The following is a 15,477-nucleotide window of genomic DNA, read 5'->3' as shown; positions in this document are numbered from 1 at the left end:
AGTGGAAGCGAGTCAGTAGAACATGGGTCTCGAGGAAAAACTGCCCAGCGGCTTCTTGCTGAGCACGGTCGAGGATTTCGCCGGATACCTGCGCAAGGGCTCCCTATGGCCGGCCACCTTCGGGCTGGCCTGCTGCGCCATCGAAATGATGGCCACCGGCGGGGGCCGCTTCGATATCGCCCGCTTCGGCATGGAAGCATTCCGCGCCTCGCCGCGGCAGGCGGATCTGATGATCGTCGCGGGCCGGGTGAGCCAGAAGATGGCCCCGGTCCTGCGCCAGGTCTACGACCAGATGACCGAACCGAAATGGGTGCTGGCGATGGGCGTCTGCGCCTCGTCGGGCGGGATGTTCAACAACTACGCCATCGTGCAGGGCGTCGATCATGTGGTGCCGGTCGACATCTACCTGCCCGGCTGCCCGCCCCGGCCGGAGATGCTGCTGAACGCGATTCTGGCACTGCACGACAAGATTCAGCAGATGCCGCTCGGCGTCAACCGCGAAGAGGCCATCCGCGCCGCCGAACAGGCCGCGCTCGCCTCGACGCCGACCATCCGGATGGAGGGTCTGCTGCGATGACCTTCGACACCCCCGACGACACCGACATCCCGCCCGCGCACGACGCGATCGACGCCGCGGCCACAGCGGGCCCCGAAGGCACTTTGCCGGAGGAGGATTCCGCGCAGAGCGGAGCCGACGTGATCGGGGTGCGCCGCGGCATGTTCGGCGTCACCGGCACCGGCGACACCTCCGGTTACGGCGGCCTGGTCCGCCCGGTCACTCTGCCCGGCAGCACGCCCGCCCCCTACGGCGGGTATTTCGACCATGTGGTCGACGCGCTGCGCGCCGCCCTCACCGCCGCCGGCACCCACTCGGAAGCGGCGCTGGAGAAGGTGATCGTCTTCCGCGGCGAGCTCACCCTGCACGTGCACCGGGAGCAACTGCTGCCGGTGGCGCGCGCGCTGCGCGACGATCCCGCACTGCGTTTCGAACTCTGCCTCGGCGTCGACGGGGTGCACTACCCGGAGGATTCCGGCCGTGAACTGCACGCCGTTTATCACCTCATGTCGATCACGCACAACCGCCGCGTGCGGGTGGAGGTCTCCGCACCGGACGCGGACCCGCATATTCCCTCGCTCTACGAGGTGTACCCGACCACCGACTGGCACGAGCGCGAGACCTACGACTTCTTCGGCATCTTGTTCGACGGGCACCCCTCGCTGACCCGGATCACCATGCCGGACGACTGGCGCGGCCACCCCCAGCGCAAGGACTACCCGCTCGGCGGGATCCCGGTCGAATACAAGGGCGCGCGCATCCCGCCGCCCGACGAGCGGAGGGCTTACAGCTGATGAACGACATCGACACCGCGCCCGGCGTCGCCGAGGGCGTCGCACCCGAGCCCGTCACGGTCACCGTGGCGGGGCAGGACTGGGACCAGGTGGCCGAGACGCTGGCCGGCGCGGGCGAGGAACGCATCGTCGTCAACATGGGCCCGCAGCACCCGTCCACGCACGGTGTGCTGCGCCTGATCCTGGAGATCGAAGGCGAAACGGTCACCGAGGCGCGCTGCGGAATCGGTTACCTGCACACCGGGATCGAGAAGAATCTCGAATTCCGCAACTGGACCCAGGGCGTCACCTTCGTCACCCGCATGGACTACCTGTCGCCGTTCTACAACGAGACGGCCTACTGCCTGGGCGTGGAGAAACTGCTCGACATCACCGAGCAGATCCCGGAGCGCGCCACGATCGTCCGCGTGCTGCTGATGGAACTCAACCGCATCTCCTCGCATCTGGTCGCCCTGGCCACCGGCGGCATGGAACTCGGCGCGCTGACGCCGATGCTGTTCGGCTTCCGCGAACGCGAGCTGATCCTCGACGTGTTCGAGACGATCACCGGACTGCGCATGAACCACGCGTACATCCGCCCCGGCGGCCTGGCCCAGGATCTGCCCGACAACGGGGTCACCAAGGTACGCGAACTGCTCGCACTGCTGCCCAAACGGCTGCGCGACATGGAACACCTGCTCACCGCCAACCCGATCTGGAAGGCGCGCACCCAGAACATCGGCTATCTCGACCTGCAGGGGTGCATGGCCCTCGGCATCACCGGCCCGGTGCTGCGCGCCACCGGCCTGCCGCACGACATCCGCAAAGCCCAGCCCTACTGCGGCTACGAGAACTACGAATTCGACGTCCCCACCACCAGCGGGTGCGACTGCTACGGCCGCTACGTCATCCGGGTGGAGGAGATGAAGGAGTCGCTGAAGATCGTCGAGCAGTGCCTGGACCGGCTGCGGCCGGGCCCGGTCATGATCGATGACAAGAAGATCGCCTGGCCTGCCGACCTCCAGGTCGGCGCGGACGGCCTCGGCAACTCGCCCCGGCACATCGGCAAGATCATGGGCACCTCCATGGAGGGGCTGATCCACCACTTCAAGCTGGTCACCGAAGGCATCCGCGTCCCAGCGGGCCAGGTGTACACGGCGGTGGAGTCACCGCGCGGCGAGCTGGGCGTGCACATGGTCAGCGACGGCGGCACCCGGCCCTACCGGGTGCACTATCGCGACCCCTCGTTCACCAATCTGCAAGCGGTCGCGGCGATGTGCGAGGGCGGCATGGTCGCCGACGTCATCGCCTCGGTCGCCAGTATCGACCCGGTCATGGGCGGAGTGGACCGATGAACCCGACATCGCACAGCGAATCCACCGACGGCGGTGACCGCGGGCTGGGCGGGACGCGAGTCCTGCTGAAGCTCGGCACCCGGCCCGAGCCCTACCAGCCCTTCGTGCGCGAGCGACTCGAGACCGACGCCAAGGAGATCATCGCGCGCTATCCGCATCCGCGCTCGGCGCTGCTGCCCCTGCTGCACCTGGTGCAGTCCGAGGAGGGCTACGTCACCGGAACCGGGATCGAATTCTGTGCCGAGCAGTTGGGCCTGACCGGCGCCGAAGTCACCGCGGTGGCCACCTTCTACTCGATGTTCCGGCGCACACCCACCGGCGACTACCACGTCGGAGTGTGCACCAACACGCTCTGCGCGGTGCTGGGCGGCGATGCCATCCTCGCCACGCTCGAGCACCATCTCGGCATCGGGCACGGCGAGACCACGGCGGACGGATCGATCACGCTCGAGCACGTCGAGTGCAACGCGGCCTGCGATTTCGCGCCGGTGGTGATGGTCAACTGGGAGTTCTTCGACAACCAGACCCCCGAATCCGCCCGCGCCCTGGTGGACGCGCTGCGCGCCGGACAGCAGGTCACTCCCACCAGGGGCGCGCCGCTGTGCACGTTCAAGCAGACCGCGCGCATCCTGGCCGGGTTCCCGGACGAGCGCCCCGGCGTGCTCGACGGCGCCGCGGGCTCGGCCACGCTCGCCGGTCTGCGGATCGCCCGCGAACAGGGCATGCAAGCCCCTGCGCCGCAAGAGGATCCGGAGGGCCCGCGATGACGCTCACCCCGGTATTGACCACCCACTGGGACGATCCGCGGTCCTGGACGATGGACGCCTACCTACGCCACGACGGCTACCAGGCGCTGCGCACCGCCCTGCGGATGGAACCGGACCAGATCATCCAGACCGTCAAGGACGCGGGCCTGCGTGGCCGCGGCGGCGCGGGCTTCCCCACCGGCATGAAGTGGAGCTTCATCCCGCAGGGCCCAGGGCCCGACGGCGTCACCAAACCGCACTACTTGGTGGTGAACGCCGACGAGTCGGAACCCGGCACCTGCAAAGACATTCCGCTCATGCTCGCCTCGCCGCACGCGCTGATCGAAGGTGTCGTCATCGCCGCCTACGCCATTCGCGCGGCGCACGCGTTCATCTACGTCCGCGGCGAGGTGGTGCCGGTCCTGCGACGGTTGCAGGCCGCGGTAGCCCAGGCCTACGAGGCGGGCTTCCTCGGGCACGACATCCTCGGCTCCGGCTACGACCTAGAGCTGATCGTGCACGCCGGCGCGGGCGCCTACATCTGCGGCGAGGAGACCGCGCTGCTGGACTCGCTGGAAGGCCGCCGCGGCCAGCCTCGCCTGCGCCCGCCGTTTCCCGCCGTCGCCGGTCTCTACGCCTGCCCGACCGTGGTCAACAACGTCGAATCCATCGCCAGCGTGCCGCCCATCATCCGCAACGGCATCGCGTGGTTCCGCTCGATGGGCAGCGAGAGGTCACCCGGATTCACCCTCTACTCACTGTCCGGGCACGTGGCCCGGCCGGGCCAGTACGAAGCGCCGCTGGGTGTCACGTTGCGCGAACTGCTCGGCTACGCGGGCGGCGTGCGCGCCGGGCACCAGGTGAAGTTCTGGACCCCGGGCGGTTCGTCTACGCCGCTGTTCACCGAGGAACACCTCGACGTGCCGCTGGACTACGAAGGCGTCGCGGGCGCGGGATCCATGCTCGGCACCAAGGCCCTGCAGATCTTCGACGACACCACCTGCGTGGTGCGCGCCGTGCTGCGCTGGACGGAGTTCTACGCCCATGAATCCTGCGGCAAGTGCACCCCGTGCCGGGAGGGCACCTACTGGCTGGTGCAGCTGCTGCAACGGATCGAAGCGGGCACCGGCGTCCCCGCCGACCTGGACAAGCTGCTCGACATCAGCGACACCATCAACGGCAAGTCGTTCTGCGCCCTCGGCGACGGCGCGGCCAGCCCGATCATCTCCTCGCTGAAGTACTTCCGCGAGGAGTACGCCGAACACCTGCGGCTCGGCGGATGCCCATTCGACCCGGCGCGCTCCACCGCGTGGGCCGAGTCAGGAGAAGAGGTCCGATGAAACCGGTATCGCGCAGCGATTCGATCAGGGGTGGCGGTCGGGCGACGAGTGGGCCTGCCACGGTGGGTGACCGCACCGGCGGGCCCGCGCCCGCCGATCTGGTGACCGTGACCATCGACGACACCGCCGTCAGCGTGCCGCCCGGCACGCTGCTGATCCGGGCCGCCGAACTGATCGGCATCCAGATCCCCCGCTTCTGCGACCATCCGCTGCTCGACCCGGTCGGCGCCTGCCGTCAATGCCTGGTCGAGGTCGAGGGACAGCGCAAACCGGTCGCCTCCTGCACCATGGCCGTCACCGACGGCATGGTGGTGCGCACCCAGCTCACCTCTCCCGCGGCCGACAAGGCGCAGGAGGGCGTGATGGAGCTGCTGCTGATCAACCATCCGCTCGATTGCCCGGTATGCGACAAGGGCGGCGAGTGCCCGCTGCAGAACCAGGCGATGTCCACCGGCCGCGCCGAATCGCGGTTCGACGGACGCAAACGCACCTATCCGAAACCGATTCCGCTGTCGACAGCCGTGCTGCTGGACCGGGAACGCTGCGTGCTGTGCGCCCGCTGCACCCGTTTCTCCCAGCAGATCGCGGGTGATCCGTTCATCGAGCTGATGGACCGCGGTGCGCTGCAACAAGTCGGGACCGCGCAGGCCGAACCCCTGGACTCCTACTTCTCCGGCAACACCGTGCAGATCTGCCCGGTGGGCGCGCTCACCGGCACCGCCTACCGATTCCGCGCGCGTCCGTTCGACCTGGTGTCCAGCCCGAATGTGTGCGAGCACTGCGCCTCCGGTTGCGCGCAGCGCACCGACCACCGGCGCGGCAAGGTGCTGCGCCGGCTGGCCGGGGACGACCCGCAGGTCAACGAGGAGTGGAACTGCGACAAAGGCCGCTGGGCGTTCGCCTACGCCACCGAACCCGATCGCCTCACCACCCCGCTGGTGCGCGGCTGGGACGGCGAACTCGCACCGGCCTCCTGGTCGGAGGCGCTGGCCGCGGCCGCCGAGGGACTGGCCGCGTCGTTCGGCAACGCCGGCGTGCTCGTCGGCGGCCGGGTCACCGAAGAGGACGCCTACGCCTACGGCAAGTTCGCGCGAGTCGCCCTCGGCACCAACGACATCGACTTCCGTTCCCGCACGCATTCGGCGGAGGAGGCCGACTTCCTCGCCGCCCGCGTCGCGGGCCGGTCCGCCACGGTGACCTACGACAGCATGGAGGCCGCACCGGTCGTCCTGCTCGTCGGATTCGAACCCGAAGAAGAGTCGCCGATCGTCTACCTCCGATTGCGCAAGGCCGCGCGCAAGCGCCGCCTGCCGATCTACTCGCTGGCGCCGTACTCCTCGCGCGGGCTCGAGCGCATGTCCGGACGGCTGATGCGCGCCGTGCCCGGCGCCGAACCGCATCTGCTCGACGCCATCCGAGCCGGCGAGATCACCACGCCCGGCGCGGATCCCGCCCAGCTCGCCGATCTGGCCCGGCTGCTGCGCGAACCCGGCGCGGTGATCATGGTCGGTGAGCGGATGGCGGGGGTCGTGGGCGCACTGTCGGCCGCCGTGCGCCTCGCCGACGAAACCGGAGCCGCCCTCGCCTGGGTGCCGCGCCGGGCAGGCGAACGCGGTGCGGTCGAAGCGGGCACCCTGCCCGGCCTGCTTCCCGGCGGCAGGCCGGTCGCCGACCCCCGTGCCCGCCAACAGGTTCGAGCCGTCTGGAACGTGCCGGAACTGCCCGTCGGCGCGGGCCGCGACACGACGGCCATCCTGGAGGCCGCCTCCGGCCTCGGCGCACTGGTCATCGGCGGGGTCGACGTCGCCGACCTGCCCGACCCGGCCGCCGCGCTGGCCGCGATCGATGCGGCCAGGTTCGTGGTGAGCCTGGAACTGCGCCGCAGCCCGGTCACCGAACGCGCCGACGTGGTGTTCCCGGTGGCCGCGGCCATGGAGAAATCCGGCACCTTCCGCACCTGGGAGGGCAGGCGGCGCCCGTTCGCCGCCGCGCTCGGCGAGGACATGGTGCGCCGCCGGTCCGCGCCGCTGTCGGATCAACGGGTGCTGCACGCCATCGCCGAGGAGATGTCGGTGCGCCTGGGCCTGCCCGACGTCGAGTCCGCTCGCGCCGAACTCGACGAACTCGGCGCGTGGGACGGCGCGCCCGTCACCGCGCCCACGCACGAGCCGCATCCGCTGCCGCGGCCCGAACCCGGCACCGCGGTGCTCGCCAGTTGGCGCATGCTGCTGGACGCGGGACGCATGCAGGACGGCGAACCGAACCTGGCCGGAATCGCCCGGCCGCCGATGGTGCGCCTGTCGGCCGCCACCGCCGCCGAACTCGGCGTGCAGCCCGACGATCCGGTCACCGTCGCCACCAGCCGCGGCGCGGTCACGCTCCCCCTGATGATCAGCGACCTGCCCGACCGCGTCGTGTGGCTGCCCCAGCACTCGCCCGGCTGCTCCATCGCCGAGCACCTCGCCGTTCAGCCCGGCGCGATCGTGCATCTGCGGCACGCCGACGAGAGGATGAAGGAGCACCGTCATGAGTGAGCTCGCCACGCTCGTCACCGCGTCGACGGTCACGCACGCCGCTGCCTCCGATCCGTACACCCCCGCGGGCTTCGGACACGACCCGCTGTGGCTGGTGATCGCCAAGGCCGTGGCCATCTTCGTCTATCTGATGCTGATCCCGCTGATCGCGGTGCTCGCGGAACGCAAGATCGTGGCACGCATGCAGATGCGGATCGGCCCGAACCGGACCGGCCCCCTCGGGTCGCTGCAGAGCATCGCCGACGGCGTGAAGATGGCCCTCAAAGAGGACATCGTCCCGGCGATCGTGGACAAGCCGATCTACATCCTGGCGCCGGTCATCGCGGTGGTGCCCGCGTTCATGGCGTTCGCGGTGATCCCGCTCGGACCCGAGGTGTCGGTCTTCGGCGTCACCACCCCGCTGCAGCTCACCGATCTGCCGGTGGCCGTGCTGTACATCCTCGCGATCACCTCCATCGGTGTCTACGGCATCGTGCTGGCCGGCTGGTCGTCGGGCTCCACCTATCCGCTGCTGGGCGGATTGCGCTCGACCGCGCAGGTGATCTCCTACGAGATCGCGATGGCGCTGTGCTTCGCGACCGTGTTCCTGCTCGGCGGCACCATGGCCACCTCCGGCATCGTGTCCGCGCAGGAGGGCACCTGGTATGTGTTCCTGCTGCTGCCGTCGTTCCTGATCTACTGCGTCTCGATGGTCGGCGAGACCAACCGGGCCCCGTTCGACCTGCCCGAGGCCGAGGGCGAGCTGGTCGGCGGCTTCCACACCGAGTACTCCTCGCTCAAGTTCGCCATGTTCATGCTGGCCGAATACGTCAATATGGGAACGGTTTCCGCGCTGGCCACCACCCTGTTCCTGGGCGGGTGGCACGCACCGTGGCCGCTGAACATGTGGGACGGCGCGAACTCCGGCTGGTGGCCGGTGCTGTGGTTCACCGCCAAGGTCTGGACATTCCTGTTCGTATTCATCTGGCTGCGCGGCACATTGCCCCGGCTGCGCTACGACCAGTTCATGAATCTCGGCTGGAAACTGCTGATCCCGACCTCGCTGGCCTGGGTCATGGTGGTGGCCACCGCGCGGGTGCTGCAGACCGAGGGGTACCCGGTGCAGACTCCGATCCTGGTGATCGGCGGCTTGGTGGTCACCGGCTTGCTGGTGCTGCAGTTCCTGCGGGCGGGCCGGGCCATGGGAACACCGCCGCCGGTCGAGGAACCCGTGGCCGCGGAACCCACCGATTCGACGGTCTTCCTCGGGTTCCCGGTGCCGCCACTGCCCGCCGACGCGCACGAGCGCGACGCCACCCGCACCAAGGCCGGTCTGTTCGAGCCGCTGGCCGGGTTCGCGGTCACCGCCGCGACCATGTTCAAGAAGCCGAACACCGAGTTCTATCCGGAGCAGAAGACGCCGACCGCGCCGCGCTACCACGGCAGGCATCAGCTCAACCGGCACCCCGACGGCTTGGAGAAGTGCATCGGCTGCGAGCTGTGCGCGTGGGCCTGCCCCGCCGACGCGATCTACGTCGAAGGCGCCGACAACACCGAGACCGAACGGTTTTCGCCCGGTGAACGGTACGGCCGGGTCTATCAGATCAACTATCTGCGCTGCATCGGCTGCGGATTGTGCATCGAGGCCTGCCCCACCCGGGCGCTCACGATGACCAACGACTATGAGATGACCGACGACAACCGGGCCGACCTGATCTACGAGAAGGACCGGTTGCTGGCGCCGCTGCAGCCCGGGATGACCGCGCCGCCGCACGCCATGCACCCCGGCGCCGACGAAGCGGACTACTACCTCGGCCGGGTACCCGGCGACGCGCCGGCCACCAACGGTGCCACGGCGGTCCCCCACCCGGGCGAGGCGCCGCGGCAACCCGCCGCCGCGGCCGCGGAAGGAGCGACACGGTGACCGACTTGATCCTGGCGGCGGAGCCGTTGACCCGCGCCTCCACCGGCGAGACCGTCCACTTCTGGATCGTCGCGCCGGTGGCGGTGCTCGGCGCGCTCGGTATGGTGTTCGCCCGCAGAGCGGTGCACTCCGCGCTGTGCCTGGCCGCCACGATGATCGCGCTGGCCGCGTTCTACATCGCCCAGGACGCGCTGTTCCTCGGCGTCGTGCAGATCGTGGTCTACACCGGCGCGGTCATGATGCTGTTCCTGTTCGTGCTGATGCTCGTCGGCGTCGACTCCGCCGAATCGCTGCGAGAAACCATCCGCGGACAGCGGCTCGCCGCCGCCGCGGTCGGCGTCGGCTTCGGGCTGCTGCTCAGCGGCGGCATCGCCCACGGCGTGCGCGAATCCGGGATCACCTTTCCCGCCACCGGATTTCCCGGCCGCAACGTGATCGCCGAACTGGCCGAGCTGATCTTCCTGCGCTATGTGTGGGCCTTCGAGCTCACCGGAGCCCTGCTGATCACCGCCACCATCGGCGCCATGGTGCTGGCCCACCGCGAGCAGTTCGGGCCCCGTACCGATCAGCGTGAGTTGTCGCGCCGCCGGTTCCGCGAGAAAGGGCACCGCGCGACGCCGCTGCCCACTCCCGGCGTCTACGCCAGGCACAACGCGGTGGACGTCCCCGCGCGGCTGCCCGACGGGTCGTTCGAGGAACTGTCGGTCAGCACCATCCTGCGGCACCGCCGCACCAGGGCGCTCACCGAAGCGGCCGTCATCTCGGTCGGCACCACGCCCGCATCGGACGGGACCGACAACCCCAGCGACGAGGAAGGCAACCGGTGAATCCCGAGAACTACCTGTTCCTGTCCGCCCTGCTGTTCACGATCGGCGCGGCCGGAGTGCTGCTGCGGCGCAACGCCATCGTCGTGTTCATGTGCATCGAACTCATGCTCAACGCGGTGAACCTCGCGTTCGTCACCTTCGCCCGGATGCACGCCGACCTGGACGGTCAGGTGTTCGCGTTCTTCACGATGGTGGTCGCCGCGGCCGAGGTCGTCGTCGGCCTGGCCATCATCATGACCATCTTCCGCGCCCGCCGCTCGACCTCGGTCGACGACGCCAACCTGCTGAAGTTCTGACGTGGACACCGCAACGCTGTGGCTGCTGCCCGCCCTCCCGCTGGCGGGCGCGATCGTCCTGCTGCTCACCGGACGCTACGCCGACAAGTGGGGTCATCTGCTCGGCACCGTCATGGCGCTGGCCTCGTTCGGGGTCGCGGTGTTCGCGTTCGCCGACATGCTCGGGCGCGACACCGCCGACCGCGCGGTGCGCGAGGACCTGTTCAGCTGGGTCCCGGTGACCGGCCTCCAGGTCGATTTCGCGCTGCAACTGGACCAGCTGTCGATGTGCTTCGCGCTGCTGATCACCGGCGTCGGTTCGCTGATCCACGTGTACTCGATCGGTTACATGAGCCACGATCCGGCACGGCGGCGGTTCTTCGCCTACTTGAACCTGTTCCTCGCGGCCATGCTGCTGCTGGTCCTGGCGAACAACTACCTCGTGCTCTACCTCGGTTGGGAGGGCGTCGGCCTGGCCTCGTACCTGCTCATCGGGTTCTGGCACGAAAAGCCTTCGGCGGCAACGGCCGCCAAGAAGGCGTTCGTCGTCAACCGGGTCGGTGACATGGGCTTGGCGATCGCGATGATGGTGATGTTCGCGACGTTCGGGTCGGTCGACTTCGGCGTCGTGTTCGGCGCCGCGCCCGGTGCGAGCGAGGGCACGCTCACCGCGATCGGCCTGTTGCTGCTGCTGGCCGCGTGCGGCAAGTCCGCCCAGGTGCCGCTGCAGTCCTGGCTCGGCGACGCGATGGAGGGCCCCACCCCGGTGTCGGCGCTCATCCACGCGGCCACCATGGTCACCGCGGGCGTATACCTGATCACACGCTCCAACGCGATCTTCGATCTCGCACCGAACGCGCGCCTCGGCGTGGTGCTGGTGGGCGCGGTCACCCTGCTGTTCGGCGCGATCATCGGCTGCGCCAAGGACGACATCAAGAAGGCGCTCGCCGCCTCGACGATGAGCCAGATCGGCTACATGGTGCTGGCGGCCGGACTCGGGCCCGCCGGATACGCCTTCGCCATCATGCATCTGCTCACCCACGGGTTCTTCAAAGCCGGGCTGTTCCTCGGCGCCGGTTCGGTGATGCACGCGATGAACGACGAAACCGACATGCGCCGCTACGGCGGACTGCGCACTCTGCTGCCGATCACCTATGTCACCTTCGGCCTCGGCTACCTCGCCATCATCGGGGTGCCGCCGTTCGCCGGGTTCTTCTCCAAGGACCGGATCATCGAGGCGGCGTTCAACCAAGGCGGTCCGGGCGGGATCGCGCTGGGACTGGCGGCGCTGCTCGGCGCGGGGCTGACCGCGTTCTACATGACGCGGGTCATGCTGATGACGTTCTTCGGCGAGCGCCGCTGGAAACCGGACACCCACCCGCACGAGTCCCCCGCGGTGATGACCGGTCCGATGATCCTGCTCGCCCTCGGCTCGGTCGGCGCCGGTGCGGTGTTCGTCTCCGGCTCCTCGCTGCAGAATTGGCTCGAACCGGTCGTCGGCGCCCACCACGGCACCGAAACCGTTCCGGCTGCGCTGGTCACGATTCTCGCGCTCGGCGTGGTCGCCGTCGGTGTCGCGGTCGCCTACTCGCAGTACGCGCAGCGCGAGGTTCCCGAGACCGCGCCCGAATCCGTCTCCGCACTGACCGTTGCCGCGCGGCGCGATCTGTACGGCGACACGGTCAACGAAGCCGGGTTCATGCGGCCCGGACAGCACCTGACCCGGGCGCTGGTCTTCCTCGACAACCGCGGCATCGACGGCGTCGTCAACGGCACGGCGGCGCTGATCGGCGGGTTGTCCGCCCGGGCCCGGCGAGTGCAGTCCGGATTCGTGCGCTCCTATGCCCTGTCCATGTTCACCGGCGCGGCCCTGGTGGCCGCCGCCCTGCTGGCGGTGAGGTTGTGGTGAACGAGTTTCCCTGGTTGACGACGCTGTGGCTGGTCCCGGTCGTCGGTGCGGCGATCGTGCTCGCGCTGCCCGCCGCGCAGCGCACCCTCGCTCGTGCGGTGGCGCTGGGCTTCTCGGTGCTGGTGCTGGGAATCGGCATCGCGCTCGCCGTGCGCTTCGACACCGCGGGCGCGCAGTTCCAGTTCGTCGAATCCCATCGGTGGATCCCGGCGTTCGGCGCGGGGTACACCCTCGGTCTGGACGGCATCGCGCTGGTATTGGTGCTGCTGACCGCGGCGCTGGTGCCATTGCTGATCCTGGCGGGCTGGCACGACGATCGCGAAGTCGGCAGCGGTAGACGGGTGGCCCACACCTACGTCGCGCTCACCCTGCTCGTCGAGGCGATGGTGCTGATCTCCTTCGTCGCCCTGGACATCCTGCTGTTCTACGTGTTCTTCGAGGCGATGCTCATCCCGATGTACTTCCTCATCGGCGGGTTCGGGCCGCGCACCGGGGACGCGCTGCTGCGCAGGCAGCGCTCCCGCGCGGCGGTGAAATTCTTGCTCTACAACCTGTTCGGCGGGCTGATCATGCTGGCCGCGGTCATCGGGCTGTACGTGCTCACCGCCCGGGAAGGCCTGGGGGAGGGTTCGTCGGGCACGTTCGACTTCCGCACGGTGGTCGCCGCCGCCAACGCCGGGCAACTCGGCGCCGGACCCGCGGTGCTCAACGCCCTGTTCCTCGGCTTCATGTTCGCCTTCGCGGTCAAGGCACCGCTGTGGCCGCTGCACACCTGGCTGCCCGACGCCGCCGTCGCGGCCACGCCGTCCAGCGCGGTGCTGATGATGGCGGTGGTGGACAAGGTCGGCACCTTCGGTATGTTGCGCTACTGCCTGCTGCTGTTCCCCGGCGCGTCGGACACCTATGCGCCGCTGGTGATCACGCTCGCGGTGATCGGCATCGTGTACGGCGCCCTGCTCGCCATCGGGCAGACCGACGTGATGCGGCTGATCGCCTACACCTCGATTTCCCACTTCGGCTTCATCATCCTGGGTGTCTTCGCCATGACCAGCCAAGGCCAGACCGGCGCCACGCTGTACATGGTCAACCACGGCATCTCCACCGCCGCGCTGTTCCTGGTGGCCGGATTCCTGGTCTCGCGGCGGGGGACCCGGCTCATCGCCGAGTACGGCGGGGTGCAGAAGGTGGCCCCGGTGCTGGCAGGGACGTTCTTCATCGCCGGTCTGGCGACGCTGTCGCTTCCCGGGCTCGCCCCGTTCGTCAGCGAATTCCTGGTGCTGATCGGGACATTCACCCGCTACGGGTTCGCCGCCGTGATCGCCGCCAGCGCGCTGGTACTCGCGGCCCTCTATGTGCTGTGGCTCTACCAGCGGATGATCACCGGACCGGTGAAGGAGGGCAACGAGCGGATCTATGATCTGGCACCGCGCGAAGTCCTCGTGGTGGTCCCGCTGATCGCCGCGCTGCTGTTCCTCGGCATCTATCCGAAAGTCCTCACCGACTTCATCAATCCCGCGGTGAGCCAGACCCTCACCACCATCGGCCGCAACGATCCCGCGCCCTCGACGCCCCCACTGCCCGAGGCGGGCTCGGCCCACCATCCCGGAGGTGCCCACAAGTGAACGACCTCGCCTCCGCTACGACACTCGCCGCGAGCGTCCCCGCGCCGAGCATCGAATACGGCGCCTTGTCTCCCATGCTCATCGTGTTCGGCGCCGCCGTGCTCGGCGTACTGGCCGAAGCATTCGTCGCCCGCAACTACCGCTATACCGTTCACCTGGTGCTGAGCGTGGCGAGCCTGGCCGCAGCGCTGATCGCCGTAGTGGCGCTGGCGGGCACCGAATCCACCGCCGTGGCCGGTGCGGTCGCGATCGACGGCGTGACGCTGTTCCTTCAGGGCACGATCCTGGTCGTGTCGATCCTCGCCATCCTGTTCATCGCCGAGCGCGGAGCCGAGCCTCGTCAGCAGGCGCGGTCCGGACCGGGAACCTGGAGCCGGGCCGCCGCCACCCGCGAGCGCGGTGTGGACGCGTTCACACCACAGGCTTCGGCGGTGCCCGGCAGCGCGGCCGAAACGGCGGCGCTGCGCGCGGGTGTGGCGACCACCGAGGTGTTCCCCTTGACGCTGCTCGCCGTCGGCGGGCTGATGCTGTTCCCGGCATCCAACGATCTGCTGACCATGTTCGTCGCGCTCGAAGTGCTCTCGCTGCCGTTGTATCTGCTGTGCGGACTGGCCCGGCGCAAGCGGTTGCTGTCGCAGGAGGCGGCGCTGAAGTACTTCCTGCTCGGCGCGTTCTCCTCGGCGTTCTTCCTCTACGGTGTCGCGCTGTTGTACGGCCAGGCGGGCACAGTGCGGCTCGGCGGCATCGCGGACGCCATCGCCCAGCATCCGGACAACGCGACGCTGGCGGTGCTCGGGGTCGCGATGCTCGCCGTCGGTCTGCTGTTCAAGATCGGCGCGGTGCCGTTCCAGTCCTGGGTGCCGGACGTGTACCAGGGCGCTCCCACCGCGATCACCGGTTTCATGGCGGCGGCCACCAAGATCGCGGCGGTCGGCGCGCTGGTACGGGTGCTGCAGGTCGCGGTGCCCGGCCTGCGCGACGACTGGCGGCCGATCCTCGCGGCCGTCGCGATAGCCACCATGGCCGTCGGCGCGGTGATGGCGATCACGCAGACCGACGTCAAACGAATGCTCGCGTATTCCTCGGTGGCACATGCCGGTTTCCTGCTCACCGGCCCGGTGGCGGCGAACGACCGCGGTGTCGCGGCGGTGCTGTTCTACCTGGCGGCCTACGGCATCGGCACGCTCGGCGCGTTCGCCGTCGTCAGCCTGGTCCGCGAACCGGACGGCGACGAAGCCACCGGCCTGCCCCGGTGGGCGGGGCTCGGCCGCCGCTCCCCGTGGCTGGCCACCGTTTTCGCGCTGTTCCTGCTTTCCTTCGCCGGTTTGCCGCTCACCAGCGGTTTCGTCAGCAAGTTCGCCGTGTTCGAGGCCGCCGCGTCGGGCGGCGCGGCAGCGCTGGTCGTCATCGGCGTGATCTGCAGTGCCATCGCGGCGTTCTTCTATCTGCGAGTCATCGTGCTGATGTTCTTCACCGACCCGCCCGCCGACGCTCCGCTGCTGGTCACCCCGCCGATGACGACGACGATCGTGGCGATCACCGCGGCGGTCACGTTCGCGCTCGGTGTGTTCCCGCAGCCACTGCTCGACCTCGCCGATCAGGCGGCGACATTCGTCCGCTGACGGGCCTGGGCCGCT

The 15,477-nt window shown here is 69.2% G+C and carries 12 protein-coding genes; all 12 read left to right on the top strand.

The window, feature by feature from the left end:
* Positions 1-22 precede the first annotated feature (22 nt).
* The 12 genes from ACGF7Y_RS07445 (at position 23) to nuoN (ending at position 15,462) form a co-directional block, all read left to right on the top strand.
* Positions 23-577 (top strand): NuoB/complex I 20 kDa subunit family protein, encoded by a 555-nt coding sequence (locus ACGF7Y_RS07445; RefSeq protein WP_393230354.1) that lies wholly within the window; start codon positions 23-25, stop codon positions 575-577.
* Positions 574-1,350, top strand: a complete 777-nt coding sequence (locus tag ACGF7Y_RS07440) for an NADH-quinone oxidoreductase subunit C (RefSeq protein ID WP_393230351.1) — start codon at positions 574-576, stop codon at positions 1,348-1,350. Before ACGF7Y_RS07445 ends, ACGF7Y_RS07440 begins: the two co-directional genes overlap by 4 nt.
* Positions 1,350-2,684: an NADH dehydrogenase (quinone) subunit D gene (nuoD, locus tag ACGF7Y_RS07435; protein WP_393230348.1), complete on the top strand. Its 1,335-nt coding sequence runs from the start codon at positions 1,350-1,352 to the stop codon at positions 2,682-2,684. Before ACGF7Y_RS07440 ends, nuoD begins: the two co-directional genes overlap by 1 nt.
* Positions 2,681-3,451, top strand: coding sequence for an NADH-quinone oxidoreductase subunit NuoE (gene nuoE / locus ACGF7Y_RS07430; protein ID WP_393230345.1), 771 nt, complete (start codon positions 2,681-2,683; stop codon positions 3,449-3,451). The genes nuoD and nuoE overlap by 4 nt, the downstream gene beginning before the upstream one ends.
* Entirely contained in the window at positions 3,448-4,770 is a 1,323-nt protein-coding gene (nuoF, locus tag ACGF7Y_RS07425; protein WP_393230344.1) for an NADH-quinone oxidoreductase subunit NuoF, read from the top strand. Before nuoE ends, nuoF begins: the two co-directional genes overlap by 4 nt.
* A complete protein-coding gene (locus tag ACGF7Y_RS07420) occupies positions 4,767-7,304 on the top strand; it encodes an NADH-quinone oxidoreductase subunit G (RefSeq protein WP_393230342.1) in 2,538 nt (845 codons plus the stop codon). The genes nuoF and ACGF7Y_RS07420 overlap by 4 nt, the downstream gene beginning before the upstream one ends.
* Positions 7,297-9,207 (top strand): NADH-quinone oxidoreductase subunit NuoH, encoded by a 1,911-nt coding sequence (gene nuoH / locus ACGF7Y_RS07415; protein ID WP_393230339.1) that lies wholly within the window; start codon positions 7,297-7,299, stop codon positions 9,205-9,207. Before ACGF7Y_RS07420 ends, nuoH begins: the two co-directional genes overlap by 8 nt.
* Positions 9,204-10,034 carry an NADH-quinone oxidoreductase subunit J gene (locus ACGF7Y_RS07410; RefSeq protein ID WP_393230336.1) on the top strand — a complete coding sequence of 277 codons (831 nt, stop codon included), beginning with the start codon at positions 9,204-9,206 and terminating at the stop codon, positions 10,032-10,034. The genes nuoH and ACGF7Y_RS07410 overlap by 4 nt, the downstream gene beginning before the upstream one ends.
* On the top strand, positions 10,031-10,330 hold the full coding sequence (gene nuoK, locus ACGF7Y_RS07405) for an NADH-quinone oxidoreductase subunit NuoK (protein WP_063048808.1): 300 nt from the start codon (positions 10,031-10,033) through the stop codon (positions 10,328-10,330). The genes ACGF7Y_RS07410 and nuoK overlap by 4 nt, the downstream gene beginning before the upstream one ends.
* 1 nt (position 10,331) lies before the next feature.
* Positions 10,332-12,218: an NADH-quinone oxidoreductase subunit L gene (gene nuoL, locus ACGF7Y_RS07400; protein ID WP_393230333.1), complete on the top strand. Its 1,887-nt coding sequence runs from the start codon at positions 10,332-10,334 to the stop codon at positions 12,216-12,218.
* Positions 12,215-13,840, top strand: a complete 1,626-nt coding sequence (locus ACGF7Y_RS07395; RefSeq protein ID WP_393230331.1) for an NADH-quinone oxidoreductase subunit M — start codon at positions 12,215-12,217, stop codon at positions 13,838-13,840. The genes nuoL and ACGF7Y_RS07395 overlap by 4 nt, the downstream gene beginning before the upstream one ends.
* Positions 13,841-13,914: 74 nt before the next feature.
* Positions 13,915-15,462 carry an NADH-quinone oxidoreductase subunit NuoN gene (nuoN, locus tag ACGF7Y_RS07390; RefSeq protein ID WP_393231023.1) on the top strand — a complete coding sequence of 516 codons (1,548 nt, stop codon included), beginning with the start codon at positions 13,915-13,917 and terminating at the stop codon, positions 15,460-15,462.
* Positions 15,463-15,477: the final 15 nt, after the last annotated feature.

It is taken from the genome of Nocardia sp. NPDC047654 (assembly GCF_043205035.1).
Lineage (GTDB): Bacteria > Actinomycetota > Actinomycetes > Mycobacteriales > Mycobacteriaceae > Nocardia.
The sequence above is the reverse complement of the archived record's forward strand: the minus strand, read 5'-3'. Positions and strand labels throughout refer to the sequence as shown.

Coding starts and splice junctions, on each gene's coding strand:
- ACGF7Y_RS07445 (WP_393230354.1), top strand. CDS start 23: ATGGGTCTCGAGGAAAAACTGCCCAGCGGCTTCTTGCTGAGCACGGTC.
- ACGF7Y_RS07440 (WP_393230351.1), top strand. CDS start 574: ATGACCTTCGACACCCCCGACGACACCGACATCCCGCCCGCGCACGAC.
- nuoD (WP_393230348.1), top strand. CDS start 1,350: ATGAACGACATCGACACCGCGCCCGGCGTCGCCGAGGGCGTCGCACCC.
- nuoE (WP_393230345.1), top strand. CDS start 2,681: ATGAACCCGACATCGCACAGCGAATCCACCGACGGCGGTGACCGCGGG.
- nuoF (WP_393230344.1), top strand. CDS start 3,448: ATGACGCTCACCCCGGTATTGACCACCCACTGGGACGATCCGCGGTCC.
- ACGF7Y_RS07420 (WP_393230342.1), top strand. CDS start 4,767: ATGAAACCGGTATCGCGCAGCGATTCGATCAGGGGTGGCGGTCGGGCG.
- nuoH (WP_393230339.1), top strand. CDS start 7,297: ATGAGTGAGCTCGCCACGCTCGTCACCGCGTCGACGGTCACGCACGCC.
- nuoN (WP_393231023.1), top strand. CDS start 13,915: ATGCTCATCGTGTTCGGCGCCGCCGTGCTCGGCGTACTGGCCGAAGCA.